This window comes from Exiguobacterium sp. s75, from assembly GCF_018617145.1.
Lineage (GTDB): Bacteria > Bacillota > Bacilli > Exiguobacteriales > Exiguobacteriaceae > Exiguobacterium > Exiguobacterium profundum.
In genome coordinates this window covers 567,932-590,939 of sequence record NZ_JACSJQ010000001.1, presented here as the reverse complement: position 1 = coordinate 590,939, position 23,008 = coordinate 567,932, and the positions used below count along the sequence as shown (strand labels likewise).

Here is a 23,008-nt window from a genome sequence, read left to right as displayed (position 1 = left end):
GGATTCATCCCTTCTTCCAAATCACATTATCAATCAATCGGGCCCGTTCAAACTGAATTGCCACTGCTAACAAGAGTTCAGTCGAGTCGCTCGAGACGGCACCGAGCGTCGGATAATCGACAAGCTCGACGTAATCGATTTGACTGTTCGGAATCTCGTCCAAACGTTCAATCAGCTGTCGTTTTACTTCATCAACTTGTTGACCTGCATCGAGTGCCTCTCGCGCCATCGTCAATGCGCTGAAGATCCGACTCGCCTCTACCGTTTCGATATCTGACAAGTAGACGTTTCGAGAAGATTTGGCTAGTCCTGTCTCCTCACGAATAATCGGGCAGCGTCGAATCTCTACCGGTACGAAATAATCTCGGACATATCCTTCAATCAATGCCACTTGTTGGGCATCCTTTAGACCGAAATAAGCGCGTGTCGGTTGAACAAGGTTAAATAATTTCGAGACGATTGTCAACACACCATCAAAATGGCCGGGACGACTCGACCCACATAATACGTCCGCCCCGTGACGAACGGTCACGCGCGCCATATCAAGGGGATACATCGTCTCCGTCGTCGGATAGAACAGGACATCGACTCCCGCTTCACGTGCCAACTTCTCATCCCGTTCAAAGTCACGGGGATAACGGTCGAGATCTTCATTCGGTCCGAACTGTGTCGGATTGACAAAAATACTCATGACGACGACGTCATTTTCCCGTCGCGCGTTTTCAACGAGGCTCATATGTCCTTCATGCAAATATCCCATCGTCGGCACGAATCCAATCGTTTGATCCGTTGGTAAAGCACTACGTAATTCTTCGACGGTCGATACAATTCTCATCATTTTCCTCCATACAACGAGTCGAGCAACGACTCATCCATTGTGAACGTATGACGTTCTTGTGGGAAGTGACCGTTCTTCGTCTCTTCGACATAAGAGCGGATGGCATCCGTCGCCACTTCATTCACGTCTGCATACGCTTGGACAAATTTAGGGAGACGGTCCACCCCATATTTCAATACGTCATGATAGACGAGCACTTGGCCGTCGACATCTGCACCTGCACCGATTCCGATGACAGGAATCGTCAACTCTTCTGCGATCCGTTTTGCCAATTGATGAGGGACACACTCAAGGACGAGCATCTTCGCGCCAGCACGTTCAGCAGCCAAGCTGTCTTGAAGGAGTGTCTCGGCAGCCTCAAGGGATTTCCCTTGTACTTTATATCCTTCTAGGACGCCAACCGATTGAGGGGTCAACCCTAAATGGGCGACACATGGCATGCCGACTTGTGTCAAACGCTCAATCGTCTGAAGCACGTCACCGGCACCTTCTAGTTTAATGGCATCCGCACGACCTTCTTGGAATAAGCGCGATGCTGCCTGTAACGTTCGATCGAAGTCTCCGTGATATGACGCAAACGGCATATCCACCACAACGAACGTATGTTGTGCTCCTCGGCGTACGGCTTTCGAATGATGAAGCATGTCCTCCATCGTCACTGGAATCGTCGAATCATAACCAAGGACGACCATTCCGAGTGAATCACCTACTAAAATCAAATCGACCCCTGCCGATTCGGCAAGTTTGGCTGACGGATAATCATACGCCGTCAACATGACGAGCTTTTCCTGCTCGTTCATCTTTTTTAACAATGTAGTCATCGTGTGCATCTGTTTCTCCTCCTAAACGTGGAGACAGGAAAGAATAAACGCCCTCTTACACAGATGGCAAGAAGGCGCACGAAAAACAAATTCATGGTTTTCATGAGTTAGTGTCCTTCTGTCCCTGTCATAATGATCAAGGCAGACAACTGAATGTGACAGTCTGCAAGCGCGGTACACTTCAAAAATTGATAGCGTCCGACACATTAAGTATAGTCGATGGTCTCGCTTTCATCAATCATTCCACACTGCAATCTCAGCAGAATAGACCGGTTCGACCGTTCCATCCACTTCGAGTAGCAACGCCCCTTCGTCCGAGATGCCGCGCATGACACCTGTTCGCGACGTCCGGGACCCACTCAAGGTGACCGACTCATTTAAATAGGCGGCATGTTTCATCCAGTTCAAGCGAATGGGCGCAAATCCCACGTCAAGGAACCGATCGTATTCGGTCTCGAGTTCTGCCAACAGTTCTGCCAATAACTCACTGCGATGATACCGCGTCCCGGTCTCTAAATACAGGGAGGTCGCCCGGTGCGCCAACTCCGTCGGAATGTCATCGCCGTTGACATTCATTCCAAACCCTAAAATGACGGCTTGGATGCGGTCCCCTTCCGTTTGCATTTCTGTCAGAATGCCTCCGATTTTCTTGCCATTTAGCAGTAAATCGTTTGGCCATTTGATGGTCACGTCAAGGTCACGTGCATTCAACGCTTTCGCAAACGCACTCGCCGCCATCAAGGTAAGCTTTGATGCGTCGCGAATGGGCAACTCCGGCCTTAAAATCACACTTGCCGCGATATTGACGTGCTTCGGATTGTACCAATTGCGACCGAGTTGTCCGCGCCCTGCCGTCTGTTCCTCGCTCATGACGAGCGTCCCCTCCGGCACGTGTTGTTGCGCCAGCTCATGGGCGATTCGTTGTGTCGTGTCGATTTGGTCAAACGCATGGACGATTTGACCGAACCGTCCCTTCCGATATGACGCAAACGCCGGTTCATCGAATCGGTCATTTTGCTCAAGCAATTGGTATCCTTTTCTTGGGATCGTATGAATCGCATAACCGTCTTGCTTAAGCGTTTCGATATGTTTCCAAATAGCGGTACGTGAAATATTTAATTGACGGGCCAACTCTTGGCCACTCCATACTTCACCATCTTGTAATAGCGTCAGAACACGCCCGCGCGTTGAAGCCATCGTTTCGCCTCCTCTTTCAATACTGTCTCATGGTTCGGTAACTCGTTTAAGATGACGCGTCGTTCGAGGTCGGCTAACAGATGCTTGATCGCTTCCCCTCGTGCCCCGAGCGCTAAGGCGTCCCGGCCGTTAAACTTTAACTCTTTCCGTGACGTCATCGGGAGCGACTGTTTCAGTTCACGGCTTCGGTCTCTCTCCTCGTTCATTCGGAAATAAGTGGAGAGCGTCTGTTCATCCGTCGCATAAATCGTCATCCGGTCAAGCCCTGTCTCACAGAGCTGTGCAAGTGTGCGTGCCTCCCGTTTGATGGCGTTCGACCGTTTCCATGGCGATAGCCAGCCGTCATCCTGTGCATGATAAAGAAAGAGTGCCCACCCGCTGACCGCGTTCACAGGGGTCCGATTGTCCTCTTGGACACGCTGCATCAGTTCGGTCGTCACGTTTGGTAAATGACGATGAATGCCGAGCTCGACCATCTCACCTAGTGCTTTCTTGTACGCAGGTCCCGTCAACAGTTTCTCGAATTCGATTGCGATACGCTCCATCGCAATCTGTTCGAGCTTATGACCGAGCCCGCTCGCCGCTTCCCGCAACTCGTCATGTAAGGTGAAGTCGAGCTGTGACATGAAGCGAAGCGCGCGCATGATGCGAAGCGCGTCCTCTCCGAACCGTTCAAACGGACTGCCGACTGTTCGGATGATTCGTTCCTCTAAATCATGTTGGCCACCGAATAAATCGACCACTCGCCCATCATGGAACGCCATCGCGTTCATCGTGAAGTCCCTTCGTAATAGATCCTCTTCAAGCGACACCCCGAGTGCGACATGGTCCGGTCGTCTCGAATCCGAATATGACCCTTCTGAACGGAATGTCGTCACTTCGAACGGATGGTGGTCGAGAATGACCGTGACGGTCCCATGTTCAATACCGGTCGGAACCGACTTCGGGAACAGCGCCATCACCTCCTCCGGGAAGAGGGACGTCGCCAAATCGATATCATCGGGCAGACTCCCGAGCACGTAATCCCGAACAGCACCACCGACGATATACGCCTCGCCCCCATGGTGTTCGATGGTGTCGATGATTTGTTTTGCGTATTCCCATTCTGTCATGATGTCACCACCTGTTCATACAAGCGCTCATATTCGGTCACGATGTCATGTGAGGCGAAACGCCGGGATTTCACCAATCCATTTTGTCGGAACCGTTCTCGTAGCGAACGATCGGTCAAGAGCCGCTCCATCGCAGAGGCGGCCTGGCTCGCATCCCCTTTTGGAACGACGAAACCGTCCTCACCGTCCGTGATCACTTCAGGTAGCCCGCCCGCATCGCTCACGACAGAGGGCACACCTGTCGCCATTGCCTCGAGCGCTACGAGACCGAACGCCTCCTTGTCTGATAACAGGACGTGAACGTCACTGATTGCCAGAAGTGCGGCGACTTGTTCTTGTTTCCCGGCAAAAATGACCTGCTCTTCAAGCCCCATTTCCGTCACGAGTCGACGCATCGCACCCATGAGCGGACCGTCTCCGACGAGCAATAGTTTCTTATTCGGAACATCCATCTGATCGAACGCCTCAAGGACGAGGTCGACGCGTTTGACAGGACGGAAGTTTGAAATGTGGATGGCGACCCGGTCCTCATCCGACAAGCCGTACCGTTCCCGGAGTGTCGGGTCGAGTTGAGGCGTATACACCGATTCATCGATGAAGTTATGGATGACTTGGATCGGTAAATCACTGGCAATCCGCTCTTCTGTCTCTCGTTTCAAACTATGCGAGACCGCCGTGATCGCGTTCGATTGGCGCAATCCATAAAGAATGGCCGGTTTCAGTTCCTCGTCCTCACCGAGCACGGTAATATCGGTCCCGTGTAACGTCGACACGATCGGAGTCTTCACTCCCGCCATCTCGCGACCAAGCGCGGCACAAACGGCATGCGGTACGGCATAGTGTGCATGGATGACATCAAGCCCGAACGATTGGATGACGCTCGCGATTTTCGCTGAGAGCGTCATGTCGTACGGCGGATACCGAAAGACCGAATATTGATTGATTTCGACTTGATGGAACGTGATATTCGGGTGATAGGCGTTCAAACGAAACGGCATGCTGCTCGTAATGAAATGAACGTCATGTCCTCGGTCCGCAAGCTTCATGCCGAGCTCTGTCGCCAATATCCCAGAGCCTCCGACCGATGGATAACACAGAATCCCAATCCGATATGTCATGCGAGCTCACCTGCCTGTTTTACGACATACGGTCGAACGCGCTTCAAGCCTTCCGCATAAGCGACGCCAATCAAGCTCCCAAAATGGCGTTCACGGGCGATGACCCGTTCCACGTACGCATCGGTGAGCGGTGTCTTCACCCCATCGACGGGGGTGAACTGACTCGCGTAACATTGAAGCGCCCGTGTCTTCACTTCGATCGTGTCACTAATATCCACGCACACATCCGGTTCGACGTGAGCATTGATCATATATTGGTACACACTTTCCGGACGATATGCCTCGAGTTCGGGTAAGTACTTCCGAATCCCGGCATTAAACAGCGCCTCTGTCACGAGATAGGCGCAGGCCGCATGGTCCGGATGGCGGTCGACCTCATATGGATAGAGTAAGTGGGTTGGGCGCTCACGGCGAATCAAGGAAACGATTGCCTCGAGCTGCTCTTCTCCCCCGTCAATCCCCCGGTCTTTAAATCCTAGATTGATTCGACGGACACCAAGCACGTCATCAGCCGCACTTGCCTCCTGTCGTCTCGTTTCTACATCACCATTTGAAGAAAGTTCCGCTCTCGTCAAATCGACGTACACGACCTCAGTCTTCTCTTTCGTCCATTGGGCGGTCATGCCGGCGATCCCGATTTCGATATCGTCCGGATGTGCCCCGATGGCTACTACTTTCATCTACATCACCTCTTCTTTGAAAAGTATAGCCGACTCGTTTCTGAATGTCATATGTTCAGGGTAGTCAATCGAACTGTTTTTCGAGTACTCTATCTAAGGGGAGGTGAACCTGATGACGGTACAATTACCGATTCGTGTTCGAAATATTATTTTTATCTTAATAGGTTCTTTTATTTTTGCATTCGGCGTTTATCACTTCAACGTCCAAAACAATTTGGCCGAGGGTGGGTTCACCGGGATCACATTGATTCTCCGCGGACTATTTGATATCTCACCTTCTGTCACGAACTTGGCACTAAACATCCCGCTCTTTTTCATGAGTTACAAGTTGTTAGGTCGAACGACTTTCGTTTATACACTAATCGGGACGTTCTCCTTTTCACTTTGGTACGCACTCATCGCCAAGTATTCGACGCTCGTCATCGACTTGACGGATGACATGGTGCTCGCCAGTTTGTTCGCCGGTCTCTTCATCGGAGTCGGTCTTGGCATCATCTTTAACAATGGCGGGACGACGGGCGGCGTCGATATCATCGCGCGACTCGTACAACGCTATATCGGCTGGTCGATTGGGAAGACGTTTCTAATCTTTGACTTCTTTGTCATCGTCCTCAGTTTGACATACCTCGACATTCGTGAGGCGATGTACACACTCCTCGCCGTCTATATCGGGGCACGCGTCATCGACTCGATGCAAGAAGGAACGTATGCCGGTAAAGCGGCGATGATCATCAGTGACCACCGCACTGCTATCGCCGACGGTATTCATGCGACGATGAACCGGGGCACGACCCGACTGCTCGCAAAAGGCGGTTATTCGAACCGAGAACTCGAGGTCTTATATGTCGTCGTCGGCCGTAACGAAGTTAACCGTTTGAAGACAATCGTCAAACAGATCGACCCGCATGCGTTCGTCACGTTCCATCACGTGTATGAAGTCGGGGGCGAAGGGTTTACGTTCGATGAAAATCGGATGCCTTTGAAATAAGCAAAAAAATCGCCTCGTTCACAGAGATGAACGGGCGATTTTTTATGATTCGATGTGGAGCACCTCGACTTGAATCGTACCTCCTGGCGTTTCCACTTGAATCGTTTGCCCCATTGTCGCCCCCATCAAACGACGACCGAGTGGCGATGTCACGGATATGCTTCCTCGTTCTAGATCCGCTTCTGCCTCACTCACGATTCGATAGCGCTCGGTCTCTTCTTGTTGTAGTTCCCGAATCACGACCTGATTTCCGAACGTCACGACTTCAGACTGAACGGATTCGACGATGGTCGCGTCGTCAAGGAGGCGATTCAGTTCTAAAATATCCGCCTCGATCCGTTCATATTCATGTAACGCTTCACGATAGGTGACGTCTTCACGGAAATCACAAAATTTTCGAGCTGTCCGTATCCGTTCACGCGCATCCGTTTGCTCATTTTTTAGCCTCACAAGTCGATTTGTCAATTGGTGATGACCTGTCTCTGTCAGTTGAGGTTTCATTAATAATAATTCCTTTCGTCAAAAAATTAAAGAATCCCGCCAATCGACGGGATTCCATTCAATCCTATTCCTCACGTGGCATAAAGACGATGAGTGCCAAACGAATGAGTTCGGCAACCGCCACGAGCGTTGCAGCGACGTAAGTCCAAGCCGCGGCATTCAACACTTTACGTGCACCAGTCTCTTCTGTCGCCGTCACGATTCCGTGAGACGTCAATTGCGCCATCGCTCGTTTCGATGCATCGAACTCGACCGGTAACGTGATCAACTGGAACACGACCGCCCCGAGCATCATGATGACACCGAGTTGAGCCAACCCGAGTGCCCCGAATAAGAATCCTCCGAGTAACAACGGGAACGACAAGTTCGACGTGATGTTGACGACCGGAACAAGGCTGTGGCGGACGCGCATCATCTTATAGTCTGTCGCATCTTGAATGACGTGACCAATCTCGTGCGCAGCGATCGCGGCAGACGAGATTGTCGACCCTTGATACACTTCGCGAGACAAACGAACGACTTTATTGACCGGGTCATAGTGGTCGCTCATGAGTCCGTCGACCATTTCGATTCTCACGTTGTGTACACCGTTTTGTTTCATGATGAAATCAGCGACCTGTGCACCTGTGACACCGCTTTGGAGCGGTTGTTTCAAAAACTGCTTATACGTACTTTTCACTCGCATCTGGGCCCATAAGGGGATGAGCATGATCAGTGCAAGATAGAAAATATAGCTACCTAATGACATTTTCTATTTCACCTCTGCATGTATTTGATAATTTGATTTTACATTCTTATGACCTTATTTTCAAGCGATGGGCGTAGTACGAACGCATATCCCATAAAAAAACATAATCCGGTCAACCAGAAAGAGCCGTAGCCGATCCACATGATATGTTCCGCGAGTGACGGATAGCGCGGCCATTGACCGAGCACATAATCGACGACGTCATTATGAATTACCCAAATCAATGAACAGACAAACGAAGTAATGGTCCATTTCATGAATGGTGCGTAGATGAGTGCTTGAAGCGCCATCGCACCATGAGAGACCATCAACATGACAGCCATCAAGATGGTCAAGGTCGGCGCATCCGGTGGTAACGTACCGAGATACATGATGTTCATGATTACGGCCCAGACCCCGTATTTGACCAACGTGATGAAGGCGAGTGTCTCGAACAACGGGGAGCACTTGTTAGCTAACCAAAGTCCGAGAACAATCGTAAAGAAGAATGATGCCGTCGGACTATCCGGTACGAACAGCCAATAGATGTACGGTGTGTCACGCAATTGAGGCTCATACCAGATATATCCGTAAATCGTCCCTCCCAAGTTGATGATCAATAAAACAGTCAGTACAATCCGATGCATCAAGAACGGTTTTAAAAACATGGGGTTCATTATCTCAATCCTTTTTCTTCAGTTTATCGTATGCGTCGTGCAGAAGTAAAAAAGTGTAGCCCGATATCCAGGCTACACTTGAAGACTTACTTGTTATTTTCGCCGCCTTCACCGTATGAAGCGATGAACTCAGACATGGCTTGGAGATCTTCATCTGAACCGTCCCACTGACCAGCTGGCATCGTACCGACACCGTTGACCGCGATTTCCGCGATCTCTTCGGCCGTATACTGCGTTCCGACGAGTGCTGGAGCCGCTGCTCCACCTTCTAGGTTTTGACCGTGACAGTTGACGCAAGATTGAGCCGAATAAATCTCATATCCTGGAGCCGCTGTATCGATTTCAGGACCTTCACCTGGAATTTGAAGCTCACCTTGTGCATGGACTTGATCCCAGTGTGTCGTTTGAACAGATTCCCAAGTCAAGTAGAAGACCGAGAGAATTCCAAGTAACATGAAACTGATCGCGACTGGTCGTTTCGCCGGTCGACGCTCAAGACCTTGGTCAAGCCATGGTGCAACGAGAAGTGCCGTGAACGCCAAACCTGGAATAATGACTGTGCCGAGTAAGATCCAGTCCCCAGCAGCGAATTGATATTTGAGTAATTGATACAAGAACAAGAAATACCAGTCCGGCAACGGAATGTATGACGTGTTCGTTGGATCGGCGATATTTTGAAGCGGTGGTGCCTCGACAATTGTCAAAGCGATGAATCCGATCAAGAAGACCGACCCTACCATCCACTCTTTAAGCAAGAAGTTCGGCCAGAACGCCTCTGTGCGTCCTGGGTATTCTGAATAGTCTTTTGCAATGTTTTGTTTCCGATTCGAGATTCCTACTCGAGAGTCGGTTACAAATTTCATCCCTTTACCGCGATGCATATCGTTTCTCCTCCTTTTTCTCCTCGAATCGGCTTATAGCGGTCCAGAAACCCCTTGTTTACGAATCATCAAGAAGTGGGCTCCCAACAGTCCGAACAATGCCGCCGGTAAGAAGAAGACGTGAATTGCGAAGAATCGTGCGAGTGTGCTCGCCCCGACAATCTCACCACCAGCGAGAAGTGTCTTCGCAATACCACCGATAACCGGTACACTTTCAGCGATTTGAAGCGTAACTTTTGTTGCGAACAATGCCTTCATGTCCCATGGAAGCAAGTATCCTGTGAGTCCGAGCGCCAAGACGACGAAGAACAAGAGAACACCGACGACCCAGTTGAGCTCACGCGGCTTCTTATACGATCCCGTGAAGAACACGCGGAGCGTATGTAAGAATAACATGACGATGGCTACAGATGCGCCCCAGTGGTGCATCCCACGAACGATTTGTCCGTGTGCGATCTCATTTTGCAAATAATACACCGACGCGTGCGCGTTGATGATATCTGGTACGTAATACATCGTCAAGAACATCCCTGAAAGGATCTGGATGACGATTGTAAAGAACGTCAAACCGCCAAAACAATAGACAAATGCAGAGAAGTGATGAGCAGGGTTGACGTGTTCCGGTACTTCATGGTCTGCGATATCGCGCCAGAGCGGTGTGATGTCTACGCGTTCATCGACCCAGTCATAAATTTTTTGTAACATCGGCTAGTTCCCCCTCTCATTACTGAGCGACTGGACTACCTAAATATAGGAAGCCGTCTTTTTCTTCTTTTTCATAACGTGCAAGTGGTGCTGTCGGTGGTGTACCTGGGATGTTCGTTCCATCTTTTTCATAACGTCCCAAGTGACATGGACAGAAGAATTCTGTTGGACGAGTCGGGTCACCAGCGTAGGCTACCTGACAACCTAGGTGTGTACAAATCGGAGAAAGCGCGACAATCTCGCCACTATCTGTTTTGTAAACCCATGCTGAAAGCGTTTCTTCAAATTCATACCAAGCATCTTGTGTTTGTTTCTTAAAGTCGACACGTTGCGGCTCAGTCGTGATGTCATCAAGACTCATTACTTTTACTTTGTCGCCTGCACCGGATTTTTTCAAAACCGGATCGATCGCAAAGTTGACCATCGGACTGATCAATGTTGCCGCCATAAAGCCACCTACTCCAGTCAGTGTGTACGTTAAGAACTGACGGCGCGTGACTTTTGACCCATTTTGAGCCATTTCGTTCCCCCCTCATTCGTGTGCATAACCCCATAATTCTTTATGCATTCTTCACAAAAATTTCTCACTCAACAAAATAGTATATCAATAAAACCTCTACGTCAACCGCTTCATGTCGCCATCCAACGGCTCGAAAGTTCCGTGATGACTTGCGTCGCAAAATTCTGGACCATCGTGTGCGCCTGATCGCTTGACATCGATCCAAGCGCGAGCGGCGGTACGAACAAAACCGGCAAATCAAATGCTTTGAAACGGACGTCTGACGCGATAAACAATACGTGAGAAAATCCGGATGAATTTGCTTTCGCCACCACATCCTGCGCCAACTTCACACCAGCTTCCACATCGGTGTAACTGATGGTCGGGCTGAGCATCGTTCGACCAGATAATTGACGTTCTGTCTCAGCCGTGACGGCATGAATCACTTCATAGCTTTCGGCTTTACGAACCATATCTTCACCAAACGCCAATTCTGCGAGCGGAACGATGAGCGTATCGACGTATTGTCGTTCGGCAATCGAGCGGAGTGCCCCTTGACTATCGAACCTCATCTTTTCCCTCCTCTCCTTCATATCTCATCATGTCTATTGTAGCGTACATGACTTCGCTCACCTTTCAAAGTTATGAACGAACTGTGAAATAAATGTGTATTCCTACGTAATTAATATACCAAAAAACAAGCGCCTACCGGAACGGAAGCGCTTGTTTTTTTCAAAATAATTTAGATGCTCGCACTTGATGAAGTTGAGTCGTCAGATTGCGGAATAAATTCTCGTCTCGTCGGTCGAGCGCTTTATCGATTTCAATCAGCAATCGCTCTTCTTCAAATTGAGCAACCGATGCTTGAATGACCGTTTGAGCAGAGGAAGAGACTTCGTCTCTCACTTCTGCCACTGGTTCAAACGGATTCTGTTCGACGATGTCGACCCAGTTCTCATCGATCATCATGCCTTGAAAATTTAACTCTACATAGATTGGCCCATCGTGTAGACGGATGTCATGATAAGCCTTCTCAGGATTCATGGTCACAAGGTCTCCCCGTCGGTATCGAAACGGTTCACCGTCAAACCCGTACGCTGTCATCACGAGACTTCGTGGTGAGACTGAAGCGTTTGTCACGAAATGAACGTTGCCAAGCTTTTCAGGATGTCTTAACCAATAGTCAAGAATCCACTTTGCTTCACGTTTCCGAAGCGTATGATGAGCGACGAATCGCTTCAAAAAATTACGTTTCCGCTCGACCATCTGACCTCATTCCCTTCCCTTATTCATTCTACGTCATCAGACAATTGTTCGAGCTGTTCTTCGAGCAATTGGCGATCATCGAGATCGACCACCAATGCAAGCGATTGCTCGACCACACGTCGCGCATCTTGTCTACGACCTTCCTCTATCAACAGTGTAGCCCATTCCGTTACAAATGACACGTCCTCTTTCATCATCGGCTCAATTGAGGCATACAGACTGACCGCTTCCTCATACGCTTCGAGCTCATATTTCGCCTTCGCCTTGTACCATGTCATGAGCGGCGACGTCGTATGATCTTCGAGTGCATCGATGGTTTCGAGAACGTCATCGAATTCTCCTGCTTCAAATAAAATCGACAAGAGCAATTCGGTCGCTTGTAACGATTCTGGATTTAACACGAGCGCCTCACGCAGTTCTTTAATGGCACCGTCCCGATTTCCGAGTTTGAGAAGCAGCCTTGCTTTGACGTGCCGCAGTTCATCATTATAATCGTCGCGCGTGATGCCTTGATCGACGATCTCGATGGCCTCTTCCGTTTGCCCGATTGCATCGAGTGCCTCGGTATAAGGCAAGTAGAGCGACGTGAAGTCTGGGTCCATCGCCTGAAGCTCTTTGAACTGCTTGATCGCAACTTCCTCACGTCCGATCCGATGAGCCGTCATCGCATGACCGAAGACGGTGTTCAAATCGCGATGTGTGGCCCGCGCGTATTCCTCGAGCGCCTCTTCAAACGATCCGACCATCGTGAGGGCCTCCGCGTAATCCGCTTGATAGTCGATTTCAGCCGGCAACTTCATCTTCGGAAGACGCGCATAAAGTGGAATGGCTTGTTCAAATGAACCGGTCGAGGCATACAATTCAGCCAATCCATAGATGAGTAAAGGTTCATCCGGATTTTTCTCGAGCGCCTCCATCAGTTTCTTCACTGCCACTTCATCCAATCCTTGCGATTGATACAGGTCAGCGAGGAGGACGAGGCTCCTCACTTGCGTATCTGCGTCATCCGATTTGATTTTTTCAAGCACGGCAATCGCTTCCTCTTCACGGTCACTATCTAAATACGCTTCCGCCAGCGATAAGGCGACATTCGGGTCTCCCTCATAGTCGACGTATAGCTTTGAGAGAACAGCTGTCGCCCGGTCGGCAAGACCTAACTCTAAATAGAGGTCGGCGATGGCTAAACGGTCATCATCCGACCCTTCCTTCTCAAGTTCTTCTAGATGCATGAGTGCATGTTCCGTCTCACCTGACTCAAGCATCTCGATTATATGTGTTAAAGCTGATTCATCTAGCATGGTTCGTCCTCCTGGGCTTCGGTTTGTCGTTATTCTATCTTACGTTGAACCCGTTGTAAATCTTCACGGAATCGAGGATAGCTGACATCGGATGCCTCGATCCCCTCGATGTGAACGGCTTCATCGGTCACGAGTGACGCAATCTGTAACATCATGGACAAGCGATGGTCTCCGTAAGTCGAGACATCCCCTCCGTGAAGGCGACTCGGCTGGACGATGAATCCGTCCTCGGTGCCGACGATGTCCACACCTAATTTGCGTAGTTCTGAGACGACCACCTCAATCCGGTCGGTTTCTTTCACGCGCAGTTCCGCTGCATCTTTTACGATGGACGGTGAATTCGCCTGAGAGGCGACGAGAGCGAACAGGGGTAATTCATCAATCTGTGAAGGAATGAAATCCTTTTCGACGACCGTGCCGGATAACTCACTCGTCGTGACCGTCACGTCCCCGACTCGTTCTTCACCGACCAATCGTTCGTTCGAAATGACGACATTCGCGCCCATCCGTTCGAGCGTACGTAAAAATCCGATCCGCGTCTCATTCAAACAGACGTCCGTCGTCGTAACCGAACTATTTGCCACCATGGCCGCCCCTGCCCAGAAAAATGCAGCCGATGACGGGTCTGCCGGTACGTCGACCGTACATCCGGTCAATGTCGAGGGTTCGACACGGATGACGCGTAACCCTTCTTCGTTTACAATCGACAGCTTCGCACCGAATAGGGGCAACATGCGCTCGGTATGGTCTCGTGACAACATCGGTTCTCGAACAACCGTCGTACCCGAGGCACGTAAGCCGGCGAGTAGGACGGCCGACTTCACTTGGGCGCTCGCGACCGGTAACGTATAGTCAATCGATCGAAGCCCCGTCCCTTCGATGACGAGAGGCGCCATATCCCCGGTCACATTTGCACCCATGTTTCGTAAAGGCTTGGTAACGCGGCGCATCGGACGTCTAGATAACGATTCATCGCCTACGAGCTCAAACGACCCGTTATAGCCGGACAAGAGACCGATCAGAAGGCGCATCGTCGTACCTGAATTCCCACAGTCAAGCCGTGCCGAGCGCGGAGACTCGATGCCTTTAATGACTAGTTCGTCTTGCTGTTCTGTCACATCGGCTCCAAGTGATCGAATCGCCTCGATTGTCGAACGACAATCGGCACCGAGGAGCGGATTCCGCACGTGCGTCGTCCCGTTCGCCATCATCCCGAATAATAATGCCCGATGTGTGATGGATTTATCACTCGGTACACGGATAGAACCGTTTAAACTCATCGTTCCCACCATCCTTTCATCTGTTCAAACGTCTGTTGAAGATGTTCTAGCTGTACCGACTCAACGGTGATCGTTTCACGAAGTAACACAAAACGAATTGCACCGTGACGGTTCTTTTTATCCCGAATCATTTTTTCCACGTAGCGGTCGAATGGTTGCCAATCGATCGGCGTGACGTCATTTGAACGCATCCAATCGAACAACTGCATCGCTCGAACTTCATCTCCAGACACGAGAAAAGCGAACACCATCCCATGTAAAACCGCTTCCCCATGTGGGATCCGATAGGCTTCCACCGACTCAAGGGCATGACCGAACGTATGCCCAAAGTTGAGCCAAGCACGAATGCCCTGTTCTCGCTCGTCCTTCTCGACAATGGCTTGTTTCACTCGAATCCCACGAGCAAGCCACGACACCCAATCCAATGGTTCGTTCTCGTTCAAGTCTAAAAACAAGTCGTCCTCGAAAGAGGATTCGAGGACGTAACGTGATAAGTACGCATGTTTCAATAACTCACCGAGACCGCTTCGCACTTCCTGGACGGACAAGGTGTTCAGTCGAGTGACGTTGTAATAAACGCCTGATGGCTGATAGAACGAACCAATCGCATTTTTCGCAAGGGGGTGATTGACTGCCACTTTGCCTCCGACAGCCGAATCGTGAGCCAAAATCGTCGTCGGCACTTGTATGTATGGAACGCCTCGCATGTAGACACTTGCTAAAAAGCCAGCCAAGTCGCCAATCATCCCACCACCAAAGGCGACAATCAACGTCTGGCGGTCACATCCATGGCGCAATCCTTCTGCGACAAGCTGCTCGAGCTGAGATAGCGATTTCGACGCATCACCCGCTTCGACGACGGACGAGACGACGTGAGGATGGGTCAGTTTCAATGTAGAACGGAACGACTCTCCGTAAAGAGACTCGACATGTTTATCCGTAACGACCCATAGCATCGAATACCTTGACCAATCAACCGAATCGATCCAACGATCCTGATTGTCCAAGACGACGTCGTATGGGGTCGATGCTGAGATTGGAATCGTTACCATACTCGTAACTCCTCCCGATACTTATCGACTCGATGTTTGATTCGTTCCATCGTGTCGTGCCCGAACGTCTCACACATTTCCTTCGCGATTTCAAATGCGATGACTGCCTCAACGACGAGGGAAGCGGCAGGCACGGCGCACGAGTCACTCCGCTCGATTTGAGCCAAAAATGCCTCTTTCGTATCAATATCGACCGATTGTAAGGGTTTATAGAGGGTCGGAATGGGCTTCATGACGGCTGAACAAAGGATCGGCATCCCCGTTGTCATGCCCCCTTCAAATCCACCGAGGTGGTTACTCAGTCGCGTATATCCATCATCCCCGTATTCGATCGGGTCCATCACTTCAGAACCCGGACGATACGCCATTTCGAACCCTTCACCGAATTCAACACCTTTAAACGCGTTGACACTCATGACCGCTTGTGCGATTTTCGCATCCAGTTTACGGTCATACTGCACATATGATCCAAGTCCCGGTACAACACCATGTACTTCTGTACACACGATCCCACCGATCGAGTCTCCATTTGCCTTGGCCTCATCGATGCGATGCATCATTCGCAACGCGGCCGCTTCATCTAACGTACGCACCGGTGACGCATCGACGACTGCTTGTGCTTCTTGAAGCGAATCGAATGCACGCGACTCCGCACGTTCCCCACCAATCACTTTGACATAACTAAAGAGGGACACCCCGACTTGTTGAAGGAGTTGCTTACAGAAAGCTCCGACCGCGACACGAGCCGCTGTTTCCCTTGCGCTCGAGCGCTCCAATACATCACGTAAGTCTCGATGGTCATACTTCATCCCACCGACCAGGTCAGCATGTCCAGGTCTCGGCCGAGAGACGCGGCGCTTCACTTCGATGTCGCTTTCAATCGGTTCCGCCTGCATGACGTGTTTCCAATGCGTATGGTCTTTATTCTCAATCCAAAAAGTGATGGGTGCACCCGTGGTCACGCCATGCCGTATTCCCGAACGAACTTCTACTTGGTCTGACTCGATTTGCATGCGGCGCCCTCTACCGTAACCAGATTGACGTTTTTTTAACTCCGCATTGATTTGCGCAATATCGATCGCGAGTCCGGCTGGGGCCCCTTCAATGATGACCGTCAGACCGGGACCATGTGATTCACCAGCTGTCAAATAACGCATCCGATCACCTCATCCATCTATTTTTTCATAAAAGAAACTTTGCTTCATTGCGTAGCCATAACGCTTCGGTTGGAAAATTTGTTCCGTTCCACCGACAAATAGCATCCCACCTGGACGTAACGCCCGTTGGAATGACGTATATACCTTCTCTTTCGCTTCTTCAGTGAAGTAGATCAAGACATTTCGACAGACGATCAAATCAAAGTTACGTTCGTACACATCCGCTAACAAGTTATGCTTCTTAAATGTCACGAGTTGCTTGATCTCATCTGAAATATAATAGTCGTCGCCACGACGGGTAAAGTAGCGCTTCTGAAACTCCTCCGGCAAATCGATGAGCGCCCGCTCATGGTACTTTCCTTGCTTCGCTTTTTCGATGACGACATCATCTAAGTCCGTGGCCATGATTGAAAATTGAGATGGGGCCAGATGTTTCGACAACAACATGGCAAGTGAGTATGGCTCTTCTCCTGTTGAACAGGCAGCACTCCATACGCGAAGCTTCCCTTGACTCGAGCGAATCAGATGCGGGAGGATGTCCTCTTCAAGCTGTTGCCAACGAATCGGGTTGCGATAAAATTCACTCACATTGATTGTCATCCGGTCGAGAAACTCCTCGTAAAGTTGACGATCTGTATCCATCGCCTTCAAATACTCCAAAAACGATGCATACCCCTTCTTTTCGCGTAGTGCGACCATACGGCGCTTCATCTGCGCCTCTTTATATAAGTTCAAGTCAATACCCGACTTGATATAAAACTTTTTTACAAAGATGGCATAATCATTCATCACCAATTTCAACCTCAATTCTTTCTCATTTCCGCATTCTTCTGATCTCAGGCAACTCAAAGGGAATCAAAAAGGGACAGGTTTCCCCGTCCCTCGAAAAGTCATGAAACGTGTGAAGCCACTTCAGCGAACCAAAGTGAGAGTTCACGTTCCGCGCTGTCCACACTATCAGAACCATGAATCACGTTTTGTGACATCGTCGATGCAAAATCGCCGCGAATCGTTCCTGGTTGAGCATCCACTGGCTTCGTCTTCCCGATCATTAAACGAGAGACGGCCACGATGTCTTCCCCTTCCCATTCCATCGCAACAACAGGACCAGAAGTCAAAAACTCAACCAATTCACCAAAGAACGGCTTTTCTTTATGCTCTGCGTAGTGTGCCTCTGCGACCTCAACTGACGGTGTCACCATTTCGAGACGGTTCAACGTATATCCTTTGTTTTCGAAGCGTGAGATGATTTCCCCAATCAATCCACGTTTTACCCCATCAGGTTTAACCATTAAAAATGTCTTTTCCATTCCCCAAATCCCCCTAAGTCTATAAATGTGTACGATGTACGTATTTAGTGTACACGGTCCGACACATTTTTGAAAGGGGTTACATGGGCATTCACCATTTGCGTTTCCCAATATATTGCGCAATTTCAATTAACGATCGCTTGTCCGGAACATCCGGCAACCCGTCTAGTCGGCGGATGGCACGGTTGACGTAACGATCAATCGTCCGTTGACTGCGTTCTAACGTTCCGTTTCGTTGCACTTCCCGGACGAGAGATTTCGTCACTTCCACATCCGTCGAGGCGTTCACTTGACGGAGACGTTCATAAAAGTCAGGGTCCTCAGATGAATACAGGAGCGGTAACGTTTTATGACCGTGCTTCAAATCTTCCCCGACCGGCTTACCGAGTTGAAAACTCTTAGCGGTAAAATCGAGCAAGTCATCCGTCATTTGAAAAGCCATGCCGATATCATATCCAAACAGACTTAATTGCCTCACGATTTGTGGAGACGCTCCAGAGATGACAGCTCCTGCCGCACAACTCGTTTCAATCAACAGAGCGGTCTTTCGCGCAATCCGATCTAAATAGCGCTTCGGTGATTGCCCCCACTCAAATTGATCTTGGATTTGATTGATTTCACCGACACAGATTCGTTCCATCGTATCTGCCATGATGCGCATCACTTCTGGTGAATCAATTTCGGATACGAGACGAATCGCTTCTCCGAATAACGTATTCCCTGTATACATCGCTACTGTTTCATCATATCGTTCCATCACGGTCGGTTTGCCACGACGGAGCATCGCGTCATCGATGACATCGTCATGCACGAGTGATGCCATATGAATCAACTCAAGACTTGAGGCAACTTTCGTCAAACGGATATCTTTCGTCTCACCGAACCCGGCGCTCAGTAAAACGAAGGCGGGTCGGATGCGCTTGCCACCGGCATCGAGTAATTGGCGCGATGCCGATTCAATGACAGGGTGGTCCGTCCTGACTCGAGTAGATAAGAATTGATCGATTTGATCAATCTCTCGGTTCATATGACGATAAAGTCGCTTCAAAGACATGGTTCACCACTTCTTTCCTAGATGCATGGCACATGCACCTCCGGAGAATGTCTTCACTTCGACTTGTTCAAACCCGGCATCTTCGAACATCCGCTTGAGCGTCAAACGGTCTGGGAACTGATCGGTCGACTCCTGCAACCACTTATACTGATCGTATGAACCGGCAAAGACCTTACCGAAAAGCGGCATGACCGTTCCAAAGTAGAAACGATACAACTCTTTAAAAAGCGGTGCTGTCGGTTGGCTCGTTTCAAGACAAACGACCGTCCCACCTGGTTTCAAGACACGGTGCATTTCACGCAAGACCGTCATGTAGTCTGGAACGTTTCGGAGTCCAAATCCGATTGTGACATAGTCAAAGGAGTTGTCACCAAACGGAAGAGCCATCGCATTTCCATGAAGCAATTCGATGTTCGGCCAAGATTTGACCTTTTCCTCTCCCACTTTTAACATGTTCTCTGAAAAATCGAGTCCTTTCACAACACCCGTGTTTCCAGCAGCATCTGCCAATTGAATCGTCCAGTCAGCCGTCCCGCAACAAACGTCTAAACATTTAGCCCCCGGAAAGACGTTCATTTTTTTCATCGTTGTCCGTCGCCACCATTTATGAAGTCGGAAGCTGATTATCGAGTTCATCGTATCGTAGCTCGGAGAAATGGACTGAAATACTTCGTATACTTTTTGCTCTTTTTCTATCGGTTGCAACGCGTAACATCCTTTCCGTTCTAAGCGACCGCATGCGCGAGCAACGTCGTGAGTTGCTCTTTTTGGTCTTGTCTAAGCGCTGTCGCTTTCTTTTCAATCATTCGTTTCCCGCTCGTTGTCAAATAAGGTTGTTCAATCAGTTCGGAAAGTGTTTGAATCAATCCGACGTTCGCTTCGAGCCAAACGTTCATTGAAACGTTCTTCTCAAGCAATAAGGTGCACTTCGCCGCATTGACCCGCTGTACAGACTGACCGAATCGATCACTGTATGATGATGGAAAGTCCGTCAAGATTTTATAAAACTGAGCCGATGCAAAGTCTCCGGCGAGCACTTTTAATTGGCGTGCCAAAGACCCGTTCGGGCTGCTGTTCACTTGGTCGTGTAAATCAAGCGCTTGATGTGCGAAATAGGTTGCCATCACGAGTTGTCGATGCTCAATCGATTCCAAATCAATCATCTCGACCATCCAACGAAGCAATAACATGTCGACGGCTGGTACAACCTCGTGTTTCGTCAAATAGGGATGATTCATACGTGTTTCGATTTGACGAGCAAGGTCTGTGACAACGAATTCATTTGTCAACTGTTCCATGCTATCCCCCCTCGTCCACTTCATTGTCATTCTGACATAGTATAGCACATTTTTGTCACATTCACGTCATTCGAACTCGCAAACCCAACAAAAAAAGCCGCCTTTCGGCGACTTATGTATTGCAGATTACTTGACCGCATCCTTGAGCGCTTTACCTGCTTTAAATGCAGGAACTTTGCTCGCTGGGATTTCGATATCTTCTTTTGTACGTGGGTTACGACCTTTACGGGCAGCACGCTCACGAACTTCAAAAGTACCAAAACCGATCAATTGAATTTTCTCACCGTTTTGGAGTGCTTCAGTGATTGATTCAAACGTAGCTTCTACGATTTTCGTTGCTTCTTTTTTAGAAACATCGGCTTTCTCAGTAACAGCTTGGATCAATTCAGTTTTGTTCATCACGATTCACCTCCTCTCACAGGGAGTTTACGGGATTAATCATATCGTACAAACGTTGATATGACAACATTTTTTGCATGATTTCGCGACATTCACTATCAAAACAGGTTCAGTTGTTTAAAAACACGACCTCTCCTTGTTCATCAATTGTGTATCCTTGCGAATAAGCTGGGGCGAATGGAGCATCTTTATAGAGCAAATAACGAATGTCTTCGCCTATTTCCGGCGACTCATCCGTCTTTTGAAGCGCTTCCTTCACATCTTCTCGATAGTCTACAAACAGTTGTCCCGTGCCATCCACATAGATTGGAAGTTCACGGTCCGAATAGGGACTTGGAATGAACGGCTCTTCCGTGACAAAGATTTTATCATAATCGAGCGTGAACTGATTCTTACCTAATGATCCGTCAAATGGGAACTTGCCTTCTTTTGCCCGAAACGCGTTGATGTTCGTTTGAAGTTGCTGCAACCGCTCAGACACACGCAAGTCAATCAACTTCACAGTCGGTTCCGTCTCCACATCGACGAGGATATATTGGAACAACCCGCCACCTTCGAAACTATTCGCCGGTGGGTCCGCTAAATAACCGGGCACGAGACGAGCGAATTCAACTGGGTAACGCTCCATGAGAGGCGTTTCCGCCGGTTTTGTTTTGATTGGTAATACCCCAGATTGCTCACGATAGGCATCGACCGCACTTTGTACCGTATTCAATTGGTCTTCATACGGGATATTGTTGGCCCGTTCTGAATCAGGAAACATACATCCAGCTAACAGTGTCGTCAAAATCAAACTGATAGCGACAATCTTTTTTTTCATCACGTTTATCCTCCAGTCGGTCCTGAGACGACGACAAAAATCATGATAACAGTCCCAAATAAGAAAATGATGAAGGCAATCAGTCTGACGAGCGTGGCGAACCAACCGCTCAGTTTTGTATGACTGAGTGCGACCATTAATGCAGCGATGGCGAAAGCCCCGATCCCTGCGAATGATATCCACATTTTGATGAGTGACGGTGTCACGTCTATCCCCCTACTTTCTCTATGTTCTCCAGAATTCAAGTTTAGCAAAAAAAAGCGAGGAACTGAACGAAAACGTCAGCTCCTCTCTCAATCTGTCTATTCTTCAAAATGGAAAACTTGTTCCATCTCGTGTTTTTGCGGGCGTCTCATCAATTTCTTCACTTCATCATGAGGGCTTTTCCCTTCAAACAACACGTTATAGAGCGCCTCTGTGATCGGCATCTCCACACCTGCCTCTTTCGCAAGGGAGTGGGCCGCTTCACAGGCGCGGACGCCCTCGACGACCATTCCCATGTTTCCGAGAACGTCTTCTAACTTTTCACCACGCCCGATGGCATTACCGGCTCGCCAGTTACGGCTATGTTGTGACGTCGCTGTCACAATCAAGTCTCCGATTCCTGTCAATCCTGAGAACGAGGCCGGGTTCGCTCCAAGCTTCACGCCAAGTCGCGCAATTTCTACAATCCCACGAGTCATGAGGGCAGCTTTCGCATTATCCCCATAACCGAGTCCATCCGTCATACCTGCCGCTAGAGCGATGATATTTTTCAGTGCTCCGCCGTATTCGGCCCCAACGACGTCAGAATTCAAGTACACGCGGAACTGATCGTTTGTGAGGAGTTCCTGCACTTCATCCGCGACATCAAGGTCAGCACATGCAATCGTGATGGTCGTCGGTTTCCGGACCGCAACCTCTTCAGCATGAGTCGGTCCTGTCAATACACCGATTGCCCGACGTTTAGCCGGTTCGATTTCTTCGGCGATGATTTCTGAAAGACGCTTATGCGTTTTCGGTTCAATCCCCTTCGCGGCATGAACGATGGTGACAGGTTCCGTCAACAAGGTGTTCAATTCCTTTGAGACAGGACGAATCGCCGAACTCGGGACGACGAGAAAAACGATACTCCGACCGTCTAACGCCTCTTTCAAGTTCGTCGTCGCACGAATGGATTCAGGTAATGGCGCGTCTTTCAAATAAAACGAGTTCGTATGTGACGAGTTGATTTCATCCACATGTTCTTGTTCACGTCCATAGAGCAGGACATCATGGCCATTATCTGCTAACACGAGCGAGATGGCCGTTCCCCAGCTCCCTGCTCCGATGACAGCTACGTTTGCCATAA

At 49.4% G+C, this 23,008-nt stretch carries 28 protein-coding genes; 1 reads left to right on the top strand and 27 read right to left on the bottom strand.

Annotation, left to right across the window (positions count from 1 at the left end):
• Positions 1-4 precede the first annotated feature (4 nt).
• The 6 genes from panC to bshB1 all read right to left on the bottom strand — a co-directional run bounded on the left by panC (position 5) and on the right by bshB1 (position 5,766).
• A complete protein-coding gene (gene panC, locus KNO68_RS03020; protein ID WP_215112016.1) occupies positions 5-835 on the bottom strand; it encodes a pantoate--beta-alanine ligase in 831 nt (276 codons plus the stop codon).
• Positions 835-1,668, bottom strand: a complete 834-nt coding sequence (gene panB / locus KNO68_RS03015; protein ID WP_031423969.1) for a 3-methyl-2-oxobutanoate hydroxymethyltransferase — start codon at positions 1,666-1,668, stop codon at positions 835-837. Before panB ends, panC begins: the two co-directional genes overlap by 1 nt.
• A gap of 225 nt (positions 1,669-1,893) precedes the next feature.
• Positions 1,894-2,856 carry a biotin--[acetyl-CoA-carboxylase] ligase gene (locus KNO68_RS03010; RefSeq protein ID WP_215112015.1) on the bottom strand — a complete coding sequence of 321 codons (963 nt, stop codon included), beginning with the start codon at positions 2,854-2,856 and terminating at the stop codon, positions 1,894-1,896.
• A complete protein-coding gene (locus tag KNO68_RS03005) occupies positions 2,829-3,968 on the bottom strand; it encodes a CCA tRNA nucleotidyltransferase (protein ID WP_215112014.1) in 1,140 nt (379 codons plus the stop codon). The genes KNO68_RS03010 and KNO68_RS03005 overlap by 28 nt, the downstream gene beginning before the upstream one ends.
• Positions 3,965-5,086, bottom strand: a complete 1,122-nt coding sequence (gene bshA, locus KNO68_RS03000) for an N-acetyl-alpha-D-glucosaminyl L-malate synthase BshA (protein WP_214731033.1) — start codon at positions 5,084-5,086, stop codon at positions 3,965-3,967. Before bshA ends, KNO68_RS03005 begins: the two co-directional genes overlap by 4 nt.
• Positions 5,083-5,766, bottom strand: coding sequence for a bacillithiol biosynthesis deacetylase BshB1 (bshB1, locus tag KNO68_RS02995; RefSeq protein ID WP_214812256.1), 684 nt, complete (start codon positions 5,764-5,766; stop codon positions 5,083-5,085). Before bshB1 ends, bshA begins: the two co-directional genes overlap by 4 nt.
• Before the next feature lie 112 nt (positions 5,767-5,878).
• Here bshB1 and KNO68_RS02990 point away from each other — a divergent pair, with 112 nt between their 5' ends.
• Complete coding sequence (locus KNO68_RS02990) at positions 5,879-6,754, top strand: YitT family protein (protein ID WP_015881483.1); 876 nt, start codon at positions 5,879-5,881, stop codon at positions 6,752-6,754.
• Positions 6,755-6,796: 42 nt separating this feature from the next.
• Here the strand turns inward: KNO68_RS02990 and KNO68_RS02985 are convergent, their stop codons facing one another.
• The 21 genes from KNO68_RS02985 to KNO68_RS02885 all read right to left on the bottom strand — a co-directional run bounded on the left by KNO68_RS02985 (position 6,797) and on the right by KNO68_RS02885 (position 23,006).
• Entirely contained in the window at positions 6,797-7,255 is a 459-nt protein-coding gene (locus tag KNO68_RS02985) for a GreA/GreB family elongation factor (RefSeq protein WP_215112013.1), read from the bottom strand.
• A gap of 64 nt (positions 7,256-7,319) precedes the next feature.
• Positions 7,320-8,003 carry a zinc metallopeptidase gene (locus KNO68_RS02980; protein ID WP_214734139.1) on the bottom strand — a complete coding sequence of 228 codons (684 nt, stop codon included), beginning with the start codon at positions 8,001-8,003 and terminating at the stop codon, positions 7,320-7,322.
• Positions 8,004-8,041: 38 nt separating this feature from the next.
• Positions 8,042-8,659, bottom strand: a complete 618-nt coding sequence (locus tag KNO68_RS02975) for a DUF1405 domain-containing protein (RefSeq protein ID WP_214684455.1) — start codon at positions 8,657-8,659, stop codon at positions 8,042-8,044.
• 86 nt (positions 8,660-8,745) lie between these two features.
• Entirely contained in the window at positions 8,746-9,540 is a 795-nt protein-coding gene (locus KNO68_RS02970) for a menaquinol-cytochrome c reductase cytochrome b/c subunit (protein ID WP_015881479.1), read from the bottom strand.
• 33 nt (positions 9,541-9,573) lie between these two features.
• Positions 9,574-10,245 carry a menaquinol-cytochrome c reductase cytochrome b subunit gene (gene qcrB, locus KNO68_RS02965; protein WP_015881478.1) on the bottom strand — a complete coding sequence of 224 codons (672 nt, stop codon included), beginning with the start codon at positions 10,243-10,245 and terminating at the stop codon, positions 9,574-9,576.
• A gap of 19 nt (positions 10,246-10,264) precedes the next feature.
• On the bottom strand, positions 10,265-10,765 hold the full coding sequence (locus tag KNO68_RS02960; protein ID WP_015881477.1) for a QcrA and Rieske domain-containing protein: 501 nt from the start codon (positions 10,763-10,765) through the stop codon (positions 10,265-10,267).
• Positions 10,766-10,875: 110 nt separating this feature from the next.
• Positions 10,876-11,316, bottom strand: coding sequence for a YpiF family protein (locus KNO68_RS02955; protein ID WP_015881476.1), 441 nt, complete (start codon positions 11,314-11,316; stop codon positions 10,876-10,878).
• Between the two features lie 160 nt (positions 11,317-11,476).
• Positions 11,477-12,010, bottom strand: coding sequence for a ReoY family proteolytic degradation factor (locus KNO68_RS02950; protein ID WP_015881475.1), 534 nt, complete (start codon positions 12,008-12,010; stop codon positions 11,477-11,479).
• A gap of 23 nt (positions 12,011-12,033) precedes the next feature.
• On the bottom strand, positions 12,034-13,308 hold the full coding sequence (locus KNO68_RS02945) for a tetratricopeptide repeat protein (RefSeq protein WP_215112012.1): 1,275 nt from the start codon (positions 13,306-13,308) through the stop codon (positions 12,034-12,036).
• Between the two features lie 29 nt (positions 13,309-13,337).
• Complete coding sequence (gene aroA, locus KNO68_RS02940) at positions 13,338-14,588, bottom strand: 3-phosphoshikimate 1-carboxyvinyltransferase (protein WP_215112011.1); 1,251 nt, start codon at positions 14,586-14,588, stop codon at positions 13,338-13,340.
• Entirely contained in the window at positions 14,585-15,640 is a 1,056-nt protein-coding gene (locus tag KNO68_RS02935; RefSeq protein WP_078146744.1) for a 3-dehydroquinate synthase, read from the bottom strand. The genes aroA and KNO68_RS02935 overlap by 4 nt, the downstream gene beginning before the upstream one ends.
• Positions 15,634-16,797, bottom strand: a complete 1,164-nt coding sequence (gene aroC / locus KNO68_RS02930) for a chorismate synthase (protein ID WP_215112010.1) — start codon at positions 16,795-16,797, stop codon at positions 15,634-15,636. Before aroC ends, KNO68_RS02935 begins: the two co-directional genes overlap by 7 nt.
• A 9-nt stretch (positions 16,798-16,806) precedes the next feature.
• Positions 16,807-17,586, bottom strand: coding sequence for a CheR family methyltransferase (locus KNO68_RS02925; RefSeq protein WP_015881470.1), 780 nt, complete (start codon positions 17,584-17,586; stop codon positions 16,807-16,809).
• A 101-nt stretch (positions 17,587-17,687) separates the two neighbouring features.
• Positions 17,688-18,107: a nucleoside-diphosphate kinase gene (gene ndk / locus KNO68_RS02920; RefSeq protein ID WP_015881469.1), complete on the bottom strand. Its 420-nt coding sequence runs from the start codon at positions 18,105-18,107 to the stop codon at positions 17,688-17,690.
• 91 nt (positions 18,108-18,198) lie between these two features.
• The gene (locus KNO68_RS02915; RefSeq protein ID WP_078146741.1) at positions 18,199-19,161 is read right to left on the bottom strand and encodes a polyprenyl synthetase family protein; all 963 of its coding nucleotides are present in this window, start codon (positions 19,159-19,161) and stop codon (positions 18,199-18,201) included.
• A 3-nt stretch (positions 19,162-19,164) separates the two neighbouring features.
• Positions 19,165-19,866: a demethylmenaquinone methyltransferase gene (locus tag KNO68_RS02910; protein ID WP_015881467.1), complete on the bottom strand. Its 702-nt coding sequence runs from the start codon at positions 19,864-19,866 to the stop codon at positions 19,165-19,167.
• Between the two features lie 20 nt (positions 19,867-19,886).
• Entirely contained in the window at positions 19,887-20,459 is a 573-nt protein-coding gene (locus KNO68_RS02905; RefSeq protein ID WP_015881466.1) for a heptaprenyl diphosphate synthase component 1, read from the bottom strand.
• Between the two features lie 126 nt (positions 20,460-20,585).
• On the bottom strand, positions 20,586-20,858 hold the full coding sequence (locus tag KNO68_RS02900; RefSeq protein ID WP_015881465.1) for an HU family DNA-binding protein: 273 nt from the start codon (positions 20,856-20,858) through the stop codon (positions 20,586-20,588).
• A gap of 109 nt (positions 20,859-20,967) precedes the next feature.
• Positions 20,968-21,678 carry a hypothetical protein gene (locus KNO68_RS02895; protein ID WP_015881464.1) on the bottom strand — a complete coding sequence of 237 codons (711 nt, stop codon included), beginning with the start codon at positions 21,676-21,678 and terminating at the stop codon, positions 20,968-20,970.
• A 5-nt stretch (positions 21,679-21,683) separates the two neighbouring features.
• Positions 21,684-21,884, bottom strand: coding sequence for a DUF2768 domain-containing protein (locus KNO68_RS02890; protein WP_015881463.1), 201 nt, complete (start codon positions 21,882-21,884; stop codon positions 21,684-21,686).
• A 96-nt stretch (positions 21,885-21,980) separates the two neighbouring features.
• The gene (locus KNO68_RS02885) at positions 21,981-23,006 is read right to left on the bottom strand and encodes an NAD(P)H-dependent glycerol-3-phosphate dehydrogenase (protein WP_031421751.1); all 1,026 of its coding nucleotides are present in this window, start codon (positions 23,004-23,006) and stop codon (positions 21,981-21,983) included.
• Between the last annotated feature and the right edge of the window lie 2 nt (positions 23,007-23,008).

Coding starts and splice junctions, on each gene's coding strand:
- panC (WP_215112016.1), bottom strand. CDS start 835: ATGAGAATTGTATCGACCGTCGAAGAATTACGTAGTGCTTTACCAACG.
- panB (WP_031423969.1), bottom strand. CDS start 1,668: ATGCACACGATGACTACATTGTTAAAAAAGATGAACGAGCAGGAAAAG.
- KNO68_RS03010 (WP_215112015.1), bottom strand. CDS start 2,856: ATGGCTTCAACGCGCGGGCGTGTTCTGACGCTATTACAAGATGGTGAA.
- KNO68_RS03005 (WP_215112014.1), bottom strand. CDS start 3,968: ATGACAGAATGGGAATACGCAAAACAAATCATCGACACCATCGAACAC.
- bshA (WP_214731033.1), bottom strand. CDS start 5,086: ATGACATATCGGATTGGGATTCTGTGTTATCCATCGGTCGGAGGCTCT.
- bshB1 (WP_214812256.1), bottom strand. CDS start 5,766: ATGAAAGTAGTAGCCATCGGGGCACATCCGGACGATATCGAAATCGGG.
- KNO68_RS02990 (WP_015881483.1), top strand. CDS start 5,879: ATGACGGTACAATTACCGATTCGTGTTCGAAATATTATTTTTATCTTA.
- KNO68_RS02985 (WP_215112013.1), bottom strand. CDS start 7,255: ATGAAACCTCAACTGACAGAGACAGGTCATCACCAATTGACAAATCGA.
- KNO68_RS02980 (WP_214734139.1), bottom strand. CDS start 8,003: ATGTCATTAGGTAGCTATATTTTCTATCTTGCACTGATCATGCTCATC.
- KNO68_RS02975 (WP_214684455.1), bottom strand. CDS start 8,659: ATGAACCCCATGTTTTTAAAACCGTTCTTGATGCATCGGATTGTACTG.
- KNO68_RS02970 (WP_015881479.1), bottom strand. CDS start 9,540: ATGCATCGCGGTAAAGGGATGAAATTTGTAACCGACTCTCGAGTAGGA.
- qcrB (WP_015881478.1), bottom strand. CDS start 10,245: ATGTTACAAAAAATTTATGACTGGGTCGATGAACGCGTAGACATCACA.
- KNO68_RS02960 (WP_015881477.1), bottom strand. CDS start 10,765: ATGGCTCAAAATGGGTCAAAAGTCACGCGCCGTCAGTTCTTAACGTAC.
- KNO68_RS02955 (WP_015881476.1), bottom strand. CDS start 11,316: ATGAGGTTCGATAGTCAAGGGGCACTCCGCTCGATTGCCGAACGACAA.
- KNO68_RS02950 (WP_015881475.1), bottom strand. CDS start 12,010: ATGGTCGAGCGGAAACGTAATTTTTTGAAGCGATTCGTCGCTCATCAT.
- KNO68_RS02945 (WP_215112012.1), bottom strand. CDS start 13,308: ATGCTAGATGAATCAGCTTTAACACATATAATCGAGATGCTTGAGTCA.
- aroA (WP_215112011.1), bottom strand. CDS start 14,588: ATGAGTTTAAACGGTTCTATCCGTGTACCGAGTGATAAATCCATCACA.
- KNO68_RS02935 (WP_078146744.1), bottom strand. CDS start 15,640: ATGGTAACGATTCCAATCTCAGCATCGACCCCATACGACGTCGTCTTG.
- aroC (WP_215112010.1), bottom strand. CDS start 16,797: ATGCGTTATTTGACAGCTGGTGAATCACATGGTCCCGGTCTGACGGTC.
- KNO68_RS02925 (WP_015881470.1), bottom strand. CDS start 17,586: ATGAATGATTATGCCATCTTTGTAAAAAAGTTTTATATCAAGTCGGGT.
- ndk (WP_015881469.1), bottom strand. CDS start 18,107: ATGGAAAAGACATTTTTAATGGTTAAACCTGATGGGGTAAAACGTGGA.
- KNO68_RS02915 (WP_078146741.1), bottom strand. CDS start 19,161: ATGTCTTTGAAGCGACTTTATCGTCATATGAACCGAGAGATTGATCAA.
- KNO68_RS02905 (WP_015881466.1), bottom strand. CDS start 20,459: ATGGAACAGTTGACAAATGAATTCGTTGTCACAGACCTTGCTCGTCAA.
- KNO68_RS02900 (WP_015881465.1), bottom strand. CDS start 20,858: ATGAACAAAACTGAATTGATCCAAGCTGTTACTGAGAAAGCCGATGTT.
- KNO68_RS02895 (WP_015881464.1), bottom strand. CDS start 21,678: ATGAAAAAAAAGATTGTCGCTATCAGTTTGATTTTGACGACACTGTTA.
- KNO68_RS02885 (WP_031421751.1), bottom strand. CDS start 23,006: ATGGCAAACGTAGCTGTCATCGGAGCAGGGAGCTGGGGAACGGCCATC.